Genomic DNA, 15,420 nt, shown 5'->3' on the forward strand with positions numbered 1-15,420 from the left:
ATTATCTATCTACCAGTAGATATACGGAGACTCAATGAAGATTAAACTATTTACTATTTGTGCTCTTACTTTGGGATTAATAACTTCTACCTATGCGAGTGAAACTCTGATGAAGATTAACGCAGAAACTATACATAAAGCCACCTATATAAACATGATAAGCATGCAGAATTCCAAGTCAACTTTCGAGCAATTTCTGAAAGATGGTGCTCAACTTGTTCGGCAAACAGAACCCAATACAGCGCTTTGGTTTGCATTAAAAAATGATGCCAGCCTTTCTATTTTCGATATTTTCTTCAACGAAAAAGGAAGGGAGCAGCATTTTGCAGGTCAAGTAGCCAATGCCTTAAAGGAAAATGCTTCGCACTTGGTGAAAGGTGGATGGGAGCAAGGTGTGTTACATAATGTCAGTAATTATGATCTCGTTTCCTCTAACGACTTTCATAAGGACAAGGCTTTAACTGCCAAAGAAGCTTCTTATATTGTTTTTAAAGTAAAACCAGGTAAAAATCATGGATTAGAAATCTTATTAAAAGAAGGCTCTCAACTCATTAATAAAACAGAACCAGAAACTTATTTTTGGGTTGCTTTGAAAACTGACAAAGATACTTATGCCATATTTGACGCTTTTCATGATAAAGCGGCTCAAAAAGCGCATTTTTCGGGTAAGGTGGCTTCGGCGCTACAGCAAAATGCTGAAAATTTGATTGTAGGGGGATGGGAAAAAGGGGTTCTACCTAATGTACATAATTTTCAAATCATAGCTTCATCCTAATTTTAATTTTGCGCACCTCGGTGCGCACAAAAAGCAATAAAAATTAAAAAATATGGTAGAAAAGAGGTCAATATTTTTCGTTATGGCCTCTCGGATTTTCTACGTGATGCGGTTCTCAATGCAAAACAAAATACATTGGGTTTAATTGGTCAGGTGATGGCATTCTTGAATATCGAGAAACCGCCCATGGACTTGGTATGATTTTTTGTCCCGTACAAAGGCCAATTGTTTAAGCTTCATAATTTATTGACTTCGTTCTTTAATAAACATATTAAGCAATATCTTTATTAAAGAACCTCCTTTTTTGCGATCATTGGCAAGTTTTGAAATTTCAATCTTTATTCGTAAATTCATGTGTAATATTATTGCGATTAAAATAAGAACTGTATTAATATTTCCTGAATTAAAAAAGCTAGCAAGCAAAAATAAATGGTGCCAGTTTATTTTTGACAACCCTTTAAAAGCGCAATTAATTAAACATGTTAATTTTTTCATACAAACCATTAGAAACCCTCTTGACGACCTTGTTGGCCACGAATTTTTATCAATTATTTTTTGGTTTTTTTTCGTATTTCTTTCGTACTTATTATTTTTTTTGTCATTAGCAATCCCAGCTTCTCTATTTTTATCTGTGTAATTTTTCGTGAAAACACCTGGAATAATTCTAGTTATAAATTAACTCTAACCAAGGCGCGGTATCCTTTCATGACACGGTCAATGACGCCGCCAACCATCTTGTTTTAGACTGGCAGCAAACCATCACGCCCGACACAATCAAAGGCTCTATCATGCTGGCCTTTACCCGAGCGGCCGTGGCCGACCTCAACGACAAGGCCAGAGGCGCGTTGCAGGAAAAACAATGGTTAGATCAGGAAAATATCATCCGGGCAGGTTTTGAACGAGAGCTGATGATTTCCTCCGGGGAGCGGTTGTTGTTCCGGCAGAATGATAAGGCGCTTGGCGTAAGAAATGGCGATTTGGGAACGGTCAGAGCCATTGATAACAATCAGCTGCACGTCCAACTCGACAGTGGCGAGCAGGTGTCCATTCCCAAATCCTATCACGCCATCGATTACGGCTATGCGCTCACCGTTCATAAATCACAAGGCATGACGGCCGAACATGCCAAGGTTCTCATCGACAGCAAATTCTGGGACCGACATTTGAGTTTTGTCGCCATGACCCGCCATAAACAAAGTCTGAAAGTGTATGCCGATAAGGTCAATCATCCAGATTTAAACGCTTTGAAACAAACCCTGTCCCGAAGCATCACCAAGGACAATGTCATCGACTGGCCACTGGATTTTGCCACCCGCTGCGGATTTGACCCGGATAAATTGATTGGTCGCGTAGTCAATCATCTGGCCGGGGTCGCCAGCAACATCAAAGACAAATACAACTACGTGTTGAATTATGAATCCCATCAGCAAAACCAGGCTTTTCAGAAACTGGAGCAAGGAATTAGAGAGAAAAGAACAATTATTAAAGAAACCGTGCCAGACAAGGCTGCCTTTGACCAGCTTAAGAAGGGATACCCTATCCTGGCTCAATACGAACAGGCGGTGGAGCAGCGGAAGAAACTCAGTGGGTATTTTGCTGAGAAAAAGGATAAGGAAATTCGTCTTATTGTTAAAACTATGATTGAAAACAAAACCCTTAATCAGGCTATTCAAGAAAATATCCTGATTTATACGAGAGGCTACAAACTCATTTAACATGCAAAGCAAAGGTACAAATAAGGGAAAGGCAGTAAGAGAAGGGTTGATTACGCTGGAGCAAGCCACTGCAATGCTTAGTGAGAATTATCTAACCGGGGTGTCCAAATCAATTAAACCACGTCAAGATATTTTTCCCTATATCAAACAAAACGTCCGGCCCGCATAATACATGGCTACAGGCAATAGTTGCGTATATTCCATTAAAATATGATTTATGGCGGACCCATCAAATGCGAATAAATACCACTAAGTTGCCATAATTTTTACATTGGATTAGTTGGGTGAATTAGAGTAATCCCCGGCATCTTATAATCGTTCCAAGAAAAATTGGAGTTCTACGAGGCACTTTGCGTATCTTAATCAAAAGTCATTCTTTTAATGCTGCCGAAATAAAAATAATTAGCGATCCGGTAATTATAATAATCCAACCAAATTCTGGCTTAAATGATTGCAGCATATAATCTGCGATGGATCGGAAAGGATTATCTGCAAGATCGGCTTCTAGTTGTTGGCGTACTCGATTTAATACAGTGGAAAAATACACAAACATACACAGAATAAGTACTAAAGAACTTAAGCTGGTAATATATAAACCTTTATATCTCTTTGCCCATGAAAGAATCATTGAATTGATCGCTAATATTATCAAAATAACACCAAAACCCTTGCCTTGGTTGAAAGCGGTATAACTACCAATTACTGGAAAGAACACGCCTAAAAAAAGCGTTACAGATCCGATTATTCCTAGCAGTTGTTTTTTTTCCATAAATTCCCTTTTATTCCAACAAAAGATTGGCGGTTTTTAGATCGTTAATCGCCCTATCTAAATTATAGTAAATAGTATTTATAGTATGTTTATCTGAGTAGTTTAATTCGTTAAAATCTTTATTTTTTATTGCATTTTAAATGCTTTTTAAATTCTGGTTCTATTTCTCGTAAGAGCTTAAGAGATTTTTTGCAATTCTCATCATATTTATGATAAACCTGAACATTAATTTTGCAATCGGATGCAAGTGTGGCTGATGCTTCAGCGTAATTTGATATTTTATTGAGATCGATCCCTGATAAATTTATTGTCGCGGCATGATTAGCCGCTTTGGTATTAATATTTTTAGAAGATTCATTTTGAATTTTATTGTTTATTTCCGGATTGTAATAACTATTTGTTAGGTAGAACATCCAAACAACGACTAAAAATATATTTAAGAAAAGCAAGATGAGTTTTAAGTGTCTATTTAAAAAATTATTTTCCAAGATTTCTGTAGCTGTTTTATCATTGATTTCTGGATTTTCCGATCTATTTTTTTTATAACATCTACTCAAACTCAATAGCCATCTATACCATTTCGATGATCCATTTGATGAATGCTCGTTTTTGGAACTCATTATTGCTTTAAAAATATTGATTTGCTCTTGCGTAAGATTCTTAGAAAGTATTTTCTGCTCCTCACTTACTTTAATAGAACTTTTCAATTGAGCAAGGATTAAAACAACAGCTTTTCGATTATCTTCATTTAGAGTAACACCGTCTGAAAGTGGAAATTTATTAATTTTATTAAAATGATATAGTTTATTGCCATTGAAAATTATATAGGCTGCATTCATATTTTTGGGGATATCTTTTTCAGTGGGGTGGATTGACATCCACAGCAAACCGCATTCGCTTTTAATATACGCAATTTTACAAGATGGGCATTGCCACGCAGGAGCTAAATCGGTGCCCTTTCGGACATATCCACAAGCAGAGCATTTCATTTATTTCCTTATAAATATATCCGAATAAAAAATTCATTTATAGTAAGTTTAGTTCAAATATAAGTTTTATTATTAAAAAACAACTAGTGCCTTATCCGCATTCAACACGTGGGTAAAATAATACTATTCTAAAAGAAATATTAGCAGAAATGGATAAACATCTTGAATTGTGCAATCTGAAGAGATACTTTTCGTGCTGATGTTTTTTATCAGTACAGGAAGTTATGAAAAAATATATAGTGCGCCTGTCGCCAGAAGAAAGGGTTGAGCTTGAAGGAGTAGTGAAGAAACTGAGAGGTAGTCCGCAGAAAGTAAAGCGCGCACAGATATTGTTGAAAGCAGATGTTAATGGGGTCAACTGGCCTGACGCCAAGATAGCCGAAGCATTTGACTGTCGCATACAAACTGTTGAGGATGTACGCAAGCGTCTTGTATTGGAAGGATTTGACACTGCGCTCAATGGAAAAAAACCAAAGAATCCACCCCGGGCAAGACGGCTATCTGGAGAACAGGAAGCGCAATTAATAGCGATGCGTCTTGGAACGCCACCTGGTGGGTATGGAAGCTGGACTCTGAGTCTTCTCAGGGATGAAATGATAAGACTCGAGATAGTGGATACCATAGGCAGAGAAACGATCAGGGGCATTCTAAAAAAAACGGTCTGACCCGCAAGAAACTTGAGTACTGGGTTATTCCGCCAGAATCGGACGGTGAATTTGCGGCAGGCATGGAGGATGTTCTTGAAATTTACTCACGCTCTTTCAATCCACTGGTACCGGTAATTTGCATGGATGAACAACCTATCCAGCTTCTGAATGAAACAAGAACACCGATTTCAGCAACAAGACATCATCCAAAACGCGTTGACTATGAATATGAGCGGGCAGGAACGGCATCCATATTCATGTTTACAGAACCCCTTGCTGGAACCCGGACGGTTAGCGTGCGTTCTCGCCGCACAAAGATAGATTGGGCTATAGAAATGGAACAGTTGATACGTACCCAATATGCAAGTGCTGACAAAATTATTCTGGTTTGCGACAACTTGAATACGCATACACGCGGTGCATTCTATGAGGCATTCCCTGCGGAAAAAGCACGCGAAATTGTGCGGAAAATCGAGTTTCACCATACCCCAAAACATGGTAGCTGGTTGAATATTGCAGAATGCGAGCTCAGCGCCATGACCAGTCAGTGTATCAATAACAGACGGTTTGGCAGTATTGAGCTTTTGGCAGAAGAAACACGCGCTTGGGCACAAAAAACAAATCAGAAGCAGAAAGGGGTTAACTGGCAATTCAGCATCGATAATGCACGTCACAAACTGAAATCAATTTACCCACGCATTGAATGCGGATAAGGCACTAGTGCCTTATCCGCATTCAATGCGTGGGTAAAATAATACTATTCTAAAAGAAATATTAGCAGAAATGGATAAACATCTTGAATTGTGCAATCTGAAGAGATACTTTTCGTGCTGATGTTTTTTATCAGTACAGGAAGTTATGAAAAAATATATAGTGCGCCTGTCGCCAGAAGAAAGGGTTGAGCTTGAAGGAGTAGTGAAGAAACTGAGAGGTAGTCCGCAGAAAGTAAAGCGCGCACAGATATTGTTGAAAGCAGATGTTAATGGGGTCAACTGGCCTGACGCCAAGATAGCCGAAGCATTTGACTGTCGCATACAAACTGTTGAGGATGTACGCAAGCGTCTTGTATTGGAAGGATTTGACACTGCGCTCAATGGAAAAAAACCAAAGAATCCACCCCGGGCAAGACGGCTATCTGGAGAACAGGAAGCGCAATTAATAGCGATGCGTCTTGGAACGCCACCTGGTGGGTATGGAAGCTGGACTCTGAGTCTTCTCAGGGATGAAATGATAAGACTCGAGATAGTGGATACCATAGGCAGAGAAACGATCAGGGGCATTCTAAAAAAAACGGTCTGACCCGCAAGAAACTTGAGTACTGGGTTATTCCGCCAGAATCGGACGGTGAATTTGCGGCAGGCATGGAGGATGTTCTTGAAATTTACTCACGCTCTTTCAATCCACTGGTACCGGTAATTTGCATGGATGAACAACCTATCCAGCTTCTGAATGAAACAAGAACACCGATTTCAGCAACAAGACATCATCCAAAACGCGTTGACTATGAATATGAGCGGGCAGGAACGGCATCCATATTCATGTTTACAGAACCCCTTGCTGGAACCCGGACGGTTAGCGTGCGTTCTCGCCGCACAAAGATAGATTGGGCTATAGAAATGGAACAGTTGATACGTACCCAATATGCAAGTGCTGACAAAATTATTCTGGTTTGCGACAACTTGAATACGCATACACGCGGTGCATTCTATGAGGCATTCCCTGCGGAAAAAGCACGCGAAATTGTGCGGAAAATCGAGTTTCACCATACCCCAAAACATGGTAGCTGGTTGAATATTGCAGAATGCGAGCTCAGCGCCATGACCAGTCAGTGTATCAATAACAGACGGTTTGGCAGTATTGAGCTTTTGGCAGAAGAAACACGCGCTTGGGCACAAAAAACAAATCAGAAGCAGAAAGGGGTTAACTGGCAATTCAGCATCGATAATGCACGTCACAAACTGAAATCAATTTACCCACGCATTGAATGCGGATAAGGCACTAGTAACTTAATATGAAAAGAATAAAAGGAAACTTCTGATGTACTTAATAATTAATCAACAACTAGGCATATTTTTGGTCAATATTTACCGGTTTTTTTAGATGGTAACTTCACTAGAAAAAACAATATATTATGGCCTGACCAACAGATGTTGCTGGGAAAAGTTAGATCCGAAATTATAAAGAGCCCAAAAGTGTAGCCAAAAAGATTTTATAAGAGAGGGCAAATTCTAATTAGAAGTGCGAAGTCGCTGATTTTATGGGGATTTAACTGGTCGGGACGGTAGGATTTGAACCTACGACCACTAGCACCCCATCCTCTAACAGGATATATGACAACCAACTCCAAACTTCGATAAATAATACCACAACTTCTTGAATTTACTAGCCTTAAAGCCTATCATCAACATCAAGCAATAACATTTAATATCAACCCAGCATAACATTAAGTACCCACTAAAGTACCCAGCAAAATGCTATTTGCGTTACATGGAGTTTGTATGATTCGATTTACAGATACCTACATTAAAAGCTTAAAGCCCAAGGAAAAACGGGAGGAAAAATACGAAGGTGGTGGCTTTGGAATATTTATCTACCCTACCGGCTCCAAAACATGGGTATACCGCTACAAAATCGATAACAAGAAAGATTATATTATAATCGGGCATTACCCTGCCATGAGCTTGTCAGAAGCTAAAAAGAGATTCCTTGATTTAAGGGAAATACGTCGAAGTGGTATTAACCCCAAAGAGGTGATGCAAAAGGAAGAAGAGGAAGCCCAAAAAGAACAACAGAAATATACCGTCAAAGATCTCTTTTTAAACTGGTACAGCAATTATATTGAACGCCATAGAAAACAACCTGGGCAAGTCAAACAACATATCCAGGCCGACATCATCCCATCATTAGGTGAGCGTGATGTAACAACCATTCAAGCACGTGACATAACGATGGAACTCGATAAAATCGTGCAACGAGGTGCGCCTGTTCATGCCAACAAAGTATTAAGCACCATAAAACAAGCGTTCAGTTATGCCGTCAGTCGTGGTGAACTGATGATAAACCCCGCTGCAAACATTCGCGCCCGGGATATAGGCGGGTTAGAAAAACCTCGCGATCGTTACCTTACCTTAGAAGAGGTTAAATCCTTATGGCTGTTTTTAGACAGCGATAAAAACGAGATTTCCCTGCAAGTTAAAAACGCACTCAAAATTATATTACTAACCGGGGTGCGAACCGGTGAACTTCGTGTAGCCACCTGGCAGGAGTTTGATTTTGACAATTCACTATGGACTATTCCATCCAACCATACCAAAACTGGATTAGTCATGCGTGTTCATTTGACAGACCTGGTCAAATCATTACTGCTTGAACTAAAAAGCTGTAGCATGGGTGACTGCGTGATTAGCGGTGCAGATGGCTTAAGCCCCCTTACCGATAAAGCCATGCCAAGAGCCGTAATCCGCATTCAGGAACGAGTCGGGATTCCGCAATGGACAGCCCATGATCTGCGGCGGACTTTTGCAACTCAGTTAGGGGAAACCCTGAATGTTGATCCGGTCGTAATTGAAAAATGTCTGGGGCATAAAATGCCTAAAATCATGGCTACTTATAATAAGAATGAGATGTTACCGCAGAGGAAGGAAGCTTTGGAGAAATGGAGCGATCTAATAGACAACCTTGTTAGTTTGTAAACTGAGTTTACAATAGCTATAATTTGACCAAGGATATTTCATGAAGCTCCACAAGATGGGAAATACTGTATAGAGGGTAAAGACATCGATAATAGGAAATATAAAATTATTATTACATTTGCCAATAATCTTAGCCGATTATCACTGTTTTAAATATTCGATAGGAAACATGAAATGAAATCAAAAGTTGTAAAAAGCTACCTATATGAAGGCTTAGGGTTTCCTATTGAACTTGAAAATGTTGAGTTGCTGAATATTGATGGCGAATGGCTCCCCAAAATCGATGTTCAATATATTGCTGACGAAGTTATAAAAAGACTGGCCATTCAAGAAACCCGACTAACAGGTAATCAAGTGAAGTTTATCAGAACCTATTTCTCCATGCCGCTTCGAGAGTTCAGCGAAAAAGTGATTCATACCTCGCATACTGCTGTCAGCAAATGGGAAAAGACTGGCAATGAAACCACCAAAATGAGCGAAAATACTGAGCAGGTATTAAGGCTGTTTATTCTTGAGAGAACCCAAACAAACTCAATAAAAGAACAAGCTGCATTTTTTTGCAGCTTCCAAAGAAGTAAAATTTTCTTAAATACTAAAAACCAACAGCCAAAGCCTGTTCATATTGATATGTGCGCATGAAATGATGGATTTTATAGGCAAGGGTAAGGAAACAATGTGTGCTGGTAAAATTACTTCAACTCGTGCCAGAAATATATTAGCTACAACGAAAACTGTGGCAAATATGTTGTAGTGATTTTTTAAAGGCCGCGGGAATCGAACCCGCGACACCGGATTTTGAGCCAAACGACGAAAGACTACAAAATACCATAAGAAATCAAAGGGCTAACTACGTTTTTACCTCCCCACCATGTTGTCTTTGGTGGTCTTTGGTTGTCGGTGAATAAACCCGCAAAAAACCCGCAGAGTTAAATTAAGATATAACCAATTATTAAGGTCTTTCTCATGTAAAAATGTGGTTGTAAAAGTTTTTTCATTTTGATAAACAAAATACCAACAATCAAGGTTACATTCATCAATGGAACAATAGAACCGACTTCTTTTGCTAATAACAACTTATTGAGAGCAAAAGCCAAGTCCTATCCTATATTCCAAGACCTACTTTTTATAAATACGCTCTATCTACTATAATTTACTAAAGCGGTGGGGCTTCAAAGGGATATAAATGCCAATTTTTATCAATAATAATAATTCCTTAACGGAAATTCATGAAGATAAATTTAAACTTGAAAGCGATATTCAAAGTTTATTTGAAAAAAATATAACCAAAATAATGCAATTGACGTTGGTACGGAGTGAGTTTTCCATTAAAAATAAACGTATTGATACCCTAGCATACGATGAACAAACTAATGCTTTTATTATTATTGAATATAAACGCGACAGAAATATAAGTGTGATTGATCAAGGTTTTACATACTTGAGTCTGATGCTTGAAAACAAAGCCGACTTTATTCTTGAGTATAATGAGCAATTAAAAAGAAACTTAAAGCGAAATGATATTGATTGGAGTCAAACTCGTGTAGTATTTGTCGCACCATTTTTTACCAATAATCAAGTTCAAGCAACTAACTTCAAAGATCTCGCTATTGAACTCTGGGAAGTTAAACGATACGACAAAAACATAATACTAATAAATCAGATTAAAAAATCAAAGGGTGCAGAAAGCATTAAACCCATTACTTCAGCAAACAAGGAATTAAAGCGTATAACTGATGAAATTATTGTTTATACAGAAGAACAACATATTGCAATAGCAAGTGAAGAAATAGCTGAATTATATGAAAAACTTCGTGACGCTATATTGAATTTGAATAATGAGATTGAGCTAGTCCCTAAAAAGCGATATTTAGCTTTTAAAATGGGTAACAATATTGTTGACATAAAAATACAAAAAAAATCCATAAAAATAGCCCTCAATGCTTCATGGGGTTCTTTAGATTGCCGTGAAAATTTTGCACGCAATGTTTCTAATATGGGACATTTTGGCAATGGGGATTATCAAATTCAAGTCGATAATGATAACGACTTGGAATATATAATGAGTTTGATTAAACAAGTTATTAAAATAAAATCCTAACTTTTAACCCTTCAACCATAGATGTGATGAGTTATCCAAGTCAGGTCTATAAAGTGTCATGTCATGATATGGTACCTAAATCAATCAACAGTCAAACAAATTAAAATCATTAACATACTGTAAAATATGACTTTTTAAAAAAGTGCAGTAATAAAGCTGCCAGTCAATCAAACAACAGTCAAACAAAATAACTTATCTAAACAACCCACCATGGCAGATATTTTTTAGCTTTACTTCCCACTGAATCATCATAACACCGAATTTTTCCTGCATCTAAAGTATCTCGAATAATTCGAGATACCATAGCACTGTTTTTAGGGGCAATGCCAAAGCGATCTCTTAAGGTGGAGTTGGTCATATAGTCACGCTCTACATATCTAAGGCATGCATGTAAATAACAAGCCCATATCCTGTCTTGCTTATCCATATCTTTCAACTCCCGATGAGCAAACAAAACCACACGAGTATGATCTTCTACAGCCTCAAAAATAGGTGCAGGCAATTGGTATAGCTCAATTTGAGAAACCACTTTATCAATTCCACTGCCACGTTCCTCGCAAATACCAAAACGGCGCATTAACGATGCCAGAGCCTCATTACGAGATTTAGGTGGCGTATCTAAAAATCTTTCTGTTGAAACCAGAGGTAAACCGGGATTGGTGATTTCAATTCTATTATCAAAAATTTCAATCATTGGCCCGGCGCCAGTAACCTTGAAATCCTGGTGCGTTAATGCATTGGCAACAAGCTCACGGATTGCCAGTTCTGGATACATGGGAACAGTCTTTCTAAGCGCAGTACCAATGACCTCATTAGTTGGTATTAATGCCATAATATAGTCAATAAGTCCTTCAAACCCAACAGCATACCCTTTTTGCTCGATATGTTCCCTCTGGGTTTCTATACGATTATTGCCTTTATAATGAATAATACGCAGCGCTTTGCGCTTTAGTTTTAGAAAGTCCACCAGATTTTTGGCAAATAATACAGCCCCTAATGTTGTGATGTTCCAACCGCCAGCCTCACAAGGCAGGATTAATTTTTCTGTTTGCAAGGCATTGAGTATCGACGTGCGCCCATCGGGTACTGGCAAACCAAGCAAGTCGAAATAAGCTGGATAATCAAGCAGCTTTAAAACAGTTTCATCAGACACTTTTTCATCTGCGATGCCATCTTCAAATGATTTTTTATCAAGCACCCGCCATAAAGCTTTTTCCTTTTCAGGGTGATCGCTTAGCTTCTTTTTATAGGAACCAATCCGTATGAATTTTTGACTTTTAAACTGTATTGGATGGCTGGATTCTGCCTCAGCTTCAAGAAGAATTAATGGTTTATCATCAATCATCACGCTGATAAAATGAAAATTTATCTTAGGCGATAATAATCTTGTAAGCCAGTTATACAGGGCCTCATTACCAATTTTTGTTTCATCTGGCTTAAAGGTGGTTCCAATAATATCATGAGTATTGTTATCAATACCCCAAACAATGTATGCATAGGGCTTATCTAAAAGCAAAGCAGAATTGACCAATGCCGAACAATATTCCCCGATCTTTTCTGGATCCGCATTATTATGCTTAAACTCCAACCATTCAGTTTCAGATGGGAGTTTACGAAGCTCATTAATCAAATCAACATAGTAACCAGTAGAGCGGTTATTGACTTCTGGACTCATGGTTACTCTGCTCCTTCCAGATTATGAACTCGATCATACACTGCTTTAACCAAATAGCTGGCAGCAACTTCATGAAACTTAGGATCATTCATTAGTTTTGAAAATATGTCTTCATTTCCTTCCATGCGCTCAACAAAGAAGCCCTCTAGCATTTTTTCAAAAACCAAAGAAAAGTTATCCAGGGTATTGGCTTTTGCGGCTTCTCTTATTTTTTCATTATTTGCAGCAGTCTCAGCAATTTGATCAAAAAATAACTCATCAGCCTTAGTAAAATCGGTACCAAACCGCTGGTTTAGTCGATCAACTAATAAAGATAATTGAACTTTATCTTCACTGGCACTTCTGGTTCCAACCTCAGTTGGCCCTCTTAAATCATCAGCATCGCCTTGTGATAAATCAATAGAACCTTCACTGATTTTCTGTAACCGGTAGTATTGTAACTCTACTTCATCCCCGATTTTAAAACTTGGCTCATCATCTCTGCGTGGTAATTTACTTTGCAAAAACCGCAGAAAAGTATAATTTTTTTCCAAATCTGAATCTTGAAAAGGAATGACTTGAGATAAAAATACATACAGGTTTTTAAAGCTTTTGATCTGCCCCTTAACTAACTCTTGATCCTCGGCTTCAAGCTCTGCAAAACGATCGACAACAATATCAAGAACGGCATTCATCTTACGATGATCCATGTATGAAGGCTCTTTTCTGTTTCTAAACCAGATTTCACACAGCTCATTGACGTCTTCTTCTGAAAATAGCTGCCATTCATTAATACGGTGTTGCAAGTCATAAAGTTGGTGGGGATCAGCCATCTCACCCATATAAGAAACTTCATAATAATCTTTAAAAGCCCGATAGATATCTTCCATTTCATTGGCAAAATCAAGAACAAAAGTATCCTCTTTGCCTGTTGCAATTCGATTAAGTCGTGACAATGTTTGAACCGCTTGTATCCCTGATAGTCTTTTATCTACATACATGGTATGAAGCAAAGGTTGATCAAAGCCTGTTTGATATTTATCAGCAACCAATAGAACTTGATATTCTTCTGTCGAAAATTTTTCAGGTAATTCAGTTTCTTTGATTCCATGGTTCATGCTTACTTCTGTAAATTCTTTTTCAGGGCAATCCGGGTCAGTGACTTTTCCTGAAAAGGCGACAAGTGACTTAATATCATTATATTTATTGCGTTTAAGATAGTTATCAAATTCCAGTTTATATCGAACAGCGTGTAATCGAGATTCCGTTACCACCATTGCCTTAGCCCGTCCACCTATTTTATGCTTGGTTGAACGACGAAAATGCTCCACAATGACTTCAACCTTTTGAGCGATGTTATGTGGATGAAGGCTCATAAACCTTGCCAATTGGCGTGCTGCTTTTTTCTTGGGAACTTCTGGATCGTCTTCAATGGATTTAAGTAATCCATAGTAAGTTTTATACGTTGTATAATTGGCCAATACATCCAGAATAAACCCTTCCTCTACAGCTTGACGCATACTATATAGATGAAAGGGTGGGTTACCATTTCTGCCCGGCTCATTAAATACGGCTAATGTTTTAAACTTAGGCGTGGCCGTGAATGCAAAAAAACTGATGTTAGGCTGCCGTGGCCGTTTAAGCATTTCTTGAAACAAGGCTTTTTTTGCTTCCTCAGATAATGACTCTTCCTCAATATCCAACATTTGCTCGGCTATGGTAGCCGCTATCCCTTCCTTGTTTAAAATCTTGCGCAACTCCATTGCTGATTCACCGCTTTGAGAGCTGTGGGCTTCATCTACAATCACAGCAAAACGCCGATTTACCGTATCGATGGTAATACCATCCCCCTTTTTTTCAAGCGTCTCTAAAGCTTGAGAGATAAAAGGAAACTTTTGAATGGTCGAGATAATAATCGGTGCGCCGCCCGAAAGTGCTTTTGCCAATTGTTGCGTATTTTCATCAATTTTTTGCACCACCCCTTGTTTGTGCTCAAATTGATATATTGTATTTTGCAATTGTTGATCCAGAACACGGCGATCGGTAATAACGATAACGGTGTCAAAAACTTTTTGATCATTGTCATCATGTAGACTTGCAAGACGATGTGCCAGCCATGCAATAGAGTTAGACTTTCCCGAGCCGGCTGAATGTTGAATCAAATAATTATGGCCACTTCCTTTTTTCTTGGCATCAAATATCAAATTTCTTACTGCGTCCAGCTGATGATACCGTGGAAATATCATTGTTTCTTTTTTATGCTTTTTAATTCCTTGTAGCGTGGCTATTTGTTTTTCTTCAACTTGCAAATGCATAAAGCGTGCGAGGATATCTAAAAGGCTGTCTTTTTCCAAAACTTCTTCCCAAAGATAACTCGTTCTATAATCCCCCGGTGCAGGTGGATTGCCAGCGCCAAAACCATGCCCCCTATTAAAAGGCAAAAAGAAGGTTTTTTTACCTGATAGCCTTGTTGTCATAAACACGAGTTCAGTATCTACGACAAAATGAACCAACGCTCGCTCCTTAAAACGAAAAAGTGGTAACGTTGGATCTCTGTCTTCTTTATATTGACGCTTACCATCGGTAATTGATTGGTTGGTTAGACGGTTTTTAAGCTCAATTGTTACAGCTGGCAATCCATTGACTGCCAAAAGAACATCAATAGATTGAGTTTGATCTTTGGGATCAAATCTTACTTGGCGAGTTATTGTCAACTCATTTAAAGCATAGTTGGCCCATGCATCAGGGTTCATTTTACTGTTAGGGGTGAAATAAGCCAGACGAAAACTTTTACCAAAACACTTAAACCCATGGCGCAAGACATTAAGCATACCCTTTGATGCAAGCTCTTTAACTAATGAGTCAAGAAGGACCGATTCAGCTTTGGTACCGTAAAAGCTTTGTATCGCTTGCCATTTGGCGGGCTGTGATTTTTCTACAAATGAAATGATATCACTTGGAAATAATGCCCTCTCAGGATCGAACGCTTTAGCATCCCCTTTAATATACCCACCATGTTCAATCAGGTGGTGCTCAATAGCTTCTTCAAAACGGATTTCTTTGTGTTTGCTCATCTTAATT

At 38.5% G+C, this 15,420-nt stretch carries 13 protein-coding genes and 1 pseudogene; 10 read left to right on the plus strand and 4 right to left on the minus strand.

The window, feature by feature from the left end:
- Positions 1 to 34: 34 nt before the first annotated feature.
- From CKW05_RS13430 to CKW05_RS13440, 3 genes and pseudogenes are all read left to right on the plus strand, one after another.
- Entirely contained in the window at positions 35 to 775 is a 741-nt protein-coding gene (locus tag CKW05_RS13430; protein WP_231950617.1) for a putative quinol monooxygenase, read from the plus strand.
- Positions 776 to 793: 18 nt separating this feature from the next.
- A pseudogene (locus CKW05_RS15655) lies at positions 794 to 976 on the plus strand (IS4 family transposase); the annotation flags it as partial.
- Between the two features lie 587 nt (positions 977 to 1,563).
- Complete coding sequence (locus CKW05_RS13440; protein WP_058483014.1) at positions 1,564 to 2,490, plus strand: hypothetical protein; 927 nt, start codon at positions 1,564 to 1,566, stop codon at positions 2,488 to 2,490.
- A 370-nt stretch (positions 2,491 to 2,860) separates the two neighbouring features.
- Here the strand turns inward: CKW05_RS13440 and CKW05_RS13445 are convergent, their stop codons facing one another.
- Both CKW05_RS13445 and CKW05_RS13450 read right to left on the minus strand, forming a co-directional pair.
- Positions 2,861 to 3,259 (minus strand): hypothetical protein, encoded by a 399-nt coding sequence (locus tag CKW05_RS13445; protein WP_058483013.1) that lies wholly within the window; start codon positions 3,257 to 3,259, stop codon positions 2,861 to 2,863.
- Between the two features lie 119 nt (positions 3,260 to 3,378).
- Complete coding sequence (locus tag CKW05_RS13450; RefSeq protein ID WP_058483012.1) at positions 3,379 to 4,248, minus strand: hypothetical protein; 870 nt, start codon at positions 4,246 to 4,248, stop codon at positions 3,379 to 3,381.
- Between the two features lie 224 nt (positions 4,249 to 4,472).
- Here CKW05_RS13450 and CKW05_RS13455 point away from each other — a divergent pair, with 224 nt between their 5' ends.
- The 7 genes from CKW05_RS13455 (at position 4,473) to CKW05_RS13485 (ending at position 10,685) form a co-directional block, all read left to right on the plus strand.
- Positions 4,473 to 4,913 carry a helix-turn-helix domain-containing protein gene (locus CKW05_RS13455; RefSeq protein ID WP_058484135.1) on the plus strand — a complete coding sequence of 147 codons (441 nt, stop codon included), beginning with the start codon at positions 4,473 to 4,475 and terminating at the stop codon, positions 4,911 to 4,913.
- A gap of 26 nt (positions 4,914 to 4,939) precedes the next feature.
- On the plus strand, positions 4,940 to 5,608 hold the full coding sequence (locus CKW05_RS13460) for an IS630 family transposase (protein WP_231950738.1): 669 nt from the start codon (positions 4,940 to 4,942) through the stop codon (positions 5,606 to 5,608).
- 145 nt (positions 5,609 to 5,753) lie between these two features.
- On the plus strand, positions 5,754 to 6,194 hold the full coding sequence (locus tag CKW05_RS13465) for a helix-turn-helix domain-containing protein (protein ID WP_058484135.1): 441 nt from the start codon (positions 5,754 to 5,756) through the stop codon (positions 6,192 to 6,194).
- Positions 6,195 to 6,220: 26 nt separating this feature from the next.
- Entirely contained in the window at positions 6,221 to 6,889 is a 669-nt protein-coding gene (locus CKW05_RS13470) for an IS630 family transposase (RefSeq protein WP_231950738.1), read from the plus strand.
- Between the two features lie 504 nt (positions 6,890 to 7,393).
- Positions 7,394 to 8,587, plus strand: coding sequence for a tyrosine-type recombinase/integrase (locus tag CKW05_RS13475; RefSeq protein WP_058482652.1), 1,194 nt, complete (start codon positions 7,394 to 7,396; stop codon positions 8,585 to 8,587).
- 174 nt (positions 8,588 to 8,761) lie between these two features.
- Complete coding sequence (locus tag CKW05_RS13480) at positions 8,762 to 9,226, plus strand: hypothetical protein (protein ID WP_058482651.1); 465 nt, start codon at positions 8,762 to 8,764, stop codon at positions 9,224 to 9,226.
- A 544-nt stretch (positions 9,227 to 9,770) separates the two neighbouring features.
- Positions 9,771 to 10,685, plus strand: a complete 915-nt coding sequence (locus tag CKW05_RS13485; RefSeq protein WP_058482650.1) for a DUF5655 domain-containing protein — start codon at positions 9,771 to 9,773, stop codon at positions 10,683 to 10,685.
- 196 nt (positions 10,686 to 10,881) lie between these two features.
- On the opposite strand, the gene CKW05_RS13490 is transcribed toward CKW05_RS13485, so the two are convergent.
- The gene (locus CKW05_RS13490; RefSeq protein WP_058482649.1) at positions 10,882 to 12,360 is read right to left on the minus strand and encodes an ATP-binding protein; all 1,479 of its coding nucleotides are present in this window, start codon (positions 12,358 to 12,360) and stop codon (positions 10,882 to 10,884) included.
- 2 nt (positions 12,361 to 12,362) lie between these two features.
- The gene (locus tag CKW05_RS13495) at positions 12,363 to 15,413 is read right to left on the minus strand and encodes a type I restriction endonuclease subunit R (RefSeq protein ID WP_058482648.1); all 3,051 of its coding nucleotides are present in this window, start codon (positions 15,411 to 15,413) and stop codon (positions 12,363 to 12,365) included.
- Positions 15,414 to 15,420 lie beyond the last annotated feature (7 nt).

Source organism: Legionella spiritensis, assembly GCF_900186965.1.
GTDB lineage: Bacteria > Pseudomonadota > Gammaproteobacteria > Legionellales > Legionellaceae > Legionella_C > Legionella_C spiritensis.

What these genes read in the sequence shown, in the direction of transcription:
- CKW05_RS13430 (WP_231950617.1), top strand. Translation starts at nt 35, where the DNA reads ATGAAGATTAAACTATTTACTATTTGTGCTCTTACTTTGGGATTAATA.
- CKW05_RS13440 (WP_058483014.1), top strand. Translation starts at nt 1,564, where the DNA reads ATGCTGGCCTTTACCCGAGCGGCCGTGGCCGACCTCAACGACAAGGCC.
- CKW05_RS13445 (WP_058483013.1), bottom strand. Translation starts at nt 3,259, where the DNA reads ATGGAAAAAAAACAACTGCTAGGAATAATCGGATCTGTAACGCTTTTT.
- CKW05_RS13450 (WP_058483012.1), bottom strand. Translation starts at nt 4,248, where the DNA reads ATGAAATGCTCTGCTTGTGGATATGTCCGAAAGGGCACCGATTTAGCT.
- CKW05_RS13455 (WP_058484135.1), top strand. Translation starts at nt 4,473, where the DNA reads ATGAAAAAATATATAGTGCGCCTGTCGCCAGAAGAAAGGGTTGAGCTT.
- CKW05_RS13465 (WP_058484135.1), top strand. Translation starts at nt 5,754, where the DNA reads ATGAAAAAATATATAGTGCGCCTGTCGCCAGAAGAAAGGGTTGAGCTT.
- CKW05_RS13475 (WP_058482652.1), top strand. Translation starts at nt 7,394, where the DNA reads ATGATTCGATTTACAGATACCTACATTAAAAGCTTAAAGCCCAAGGAA.
- CKW05_RS13480 (WP_058482651.1), top strand. Translation starts at nt 8,762, where the DNA reads ATGAAATCAAAAGTTGTAAAAAGCTACCTATATGAAGGCTTAGGGTTT.
- CKW05_RS13485 (WP_058482650.1), top strand. Translation starts at nt 9,771, where the DNA reads ATGCCAATTTTTATCAATAATAATAATTCCTTAACGGAAATTCATGAA.
- CKW05_RS13490 (WP_058482649.1), bottom strand. Translation starts at nt 12,360, where the DNA reads ATGAGTCCAGAAGTCAATAACCGCTCTACTGGTTACTATGTTGATTTG.
- CKW05_RS13495 (WP_058482648.1), bottom strand. Translation starts at nt 15,413, where the DNA reads ATGAGCAAACACAAAGAAATCCGTTTTGAAGAAGCTATTGAGCACCAC.